Annotated in this window: 3 protein-coding genes; all 3 read left to right on the plus strand. The window is 38.4% G+C overall.

Features of this window, described 5'->3' with window-relative positions; genetic code table 11:
* Positions 1–209 precede the first annotated feature (209 nt).
* Entirely contained in the window at positions 210–773 is a 564-nt protein-coding gene (locus AC1DRF_RS25220; protein ID WP_025751919.1) for a TetR/AcrR family transcriptional regulator, read from the plus strand.
* Positions 774–856: 83 nt separating this feature from the next.
* Positions 857–1,738: a 3-hydroxyacyl-CoA dehydrogenase family protein gene (locus tag AC1DRF_RS25225; RefSeq protein ID WP_477741983.1), complete on the plus strand. Its 882-nt coding sequence runs from the start codon at positions 857–859 to the stop codon at positions 1,736–1,738.
* 2 nt (positions 1,739–1,740) lie between these two features.
* Positions 1,741–1,936, plus strand: a 196-nt coding sequence (locus AC1DRF_RS25230; protein WP_477741984.1) for an enoyl-CoA hydratase-related protein, incomplete at its 3' end; no start/stop codon positions are given.

The raw sequence follows: 1,936 nt of genomic DNA on the forward strand, positions 1-1,936 counted from the left end.
ACCTTGCAGCTTACAAAATCCCGCGAATCTTTGAGTTTCGCGCTGAGCTTCCTAAGACCAATGTAGGAAAAATTTTGCGACGGGCACTACGAGAAGAAGTGGTGAAAGAAACGACGTAAATAAGCTGAACATAAACAAACTTTTTCAAAAGCTCCCTCTAAGCCATGGTATAATTTGTGAAAATGAGAAAAGACAGAGAGGGTTTGACGATGAAAGATTTGATGATGGAACGAAGCATTCAGCTTTTTGCTCAAAAAGGTTTCAAAGAAACGTCGATTCAAGATATTGTAAATGAATTAAACGTCACAAAAGGAACGTTTTATTATTATTTTAAAAGCAAACAAGAGCTTTTAATGGATATTCACCTTCAATATATTGAAAGATTAATAGAAAACCAAGAGACGATTCTTGCAGATAAGACAACATCTTATCCAGAAAAGCTTCACAGCATTATTTTTAAACTTGTTCATGATATTGAGAAAGAAGGTCTTCGAGCTAAAGTGTTTTTTCGAGAGATGCGTCATTTGAGTGAAGAACACTTAGAACAAATCATTCCAAAGCGCGATCGTTTTAAAGAAAACGTACAGGAAATTATTGAAAAAGGCATGGAAGCAGGGCAGTTCCGTTCAGATTTGCCTTCAGATATCGTGACGCTAGGCATATTAGGAATGACAAATTGGAGCTATTTTTGGTTTCAGCCAGATGGTGAAAAGACAGATCGAGAAGTTGCGGCTATTTTTTATAAGATGCTGATGAAAGGTATTGAGTCATAGTAGCTGCTGGGGTAGACAGTGCTCGTAAAAGGCGGGAAAGTATAAGCTCTTTCTCTCCTTTTATATTAAAAGGAGGCTATAACATGAATAGTAAAGATATACAGCGTATTGCTGTTATTGGAGCAGGACAAATGGGACATCAAATCGGTATGCTTTGTGCACTCGGAGGATATGAAACAATTATTCAAGATATGAATGAACAATCACTCATTGATGCAAAAGACAAGCTGGAAGCAATTATAGGCAAGTGGGTTCATAAGGGAAAAATCTCTTCTGAGGCTAAGGAAGCCGCATTCCGAAGATTGTCTTTTACAAACACATTAAAGGAAGCGGTTTCAAATGCTGATTTTGTAATTGAAGCTGTGGTAGAAAAGTTAGATGTAAAACAAAGTGTCTTTAAAGAAATAGATGAGTACGCACCAAGTCACGCCATTTTAGCATCGAATAGTTCAACAATTGTTAACTCGCTTATTGCAAGTGCAACAAACCGTCCAGAGCAAATCGTTAACATGCATTTCTTTTTCCCTCCCCTTGTAAYGGACTGCGTAGAAGTTGTGATGAGTGAAAAGACAAGTGAAAAAACAGCTCAAACGACAATGAACGTTTGCAAACAAATTAATCGCACAGCAGTCCTTCTGAAAAAAGAAATCTCAGGTTTTATTGCTAATCGTATTTTAGGAGCGTTGCAAAAAGAAGCCGTTTTCCTTTATGAAAATGGATACGCAGATTTTGAAGACATTGATACGATTTGCAAAAAAGCGCTCAATCACCCGATCGGTCCTTTTGAATTGATGGATCTCTCGGGAATTGACGTCGGATATTTTGTGATGCAGCAGCGCTATAGCGAAACGGGGGATCCAGAGGACAAGCCAGCTGCGTGTATTGAAGAAAAAGTTCAAAAAGGCGAGCTTGGACGTAAAACAGGAAAAGGTTTTTACACATACCACACACAAGGAGTGAAGTAATGATGAAAAAATTTGTACGTGTTGAAAAAGAGGAGAAAACGGCAATTGTAACCATTGATAACCCGCCTTTAAATGTAATGAGCCAGACTGTTGTGCAGCAGCTTGAAGAAACGTATGAAGAGCTTAGTAAAGATCCTGATGTCATTACAATCATTTTAACAGGAGCGGGCGACCGGGCGTTTATGGCTGGAGCTGATA

This window comes from Priestia sp. P5_B4, assembly GCF_056400385.1.

Bases quoted from the DNA above. Each gene is read 5' to 3' on its own strand.
- AC1DRF_RS25220 (WP_025751919.1), top strand. From the start codon at position 210: ATGAAAGATTTGATGATGGAACGAAGCATTCAGCTTTTTGCTCAAAAA.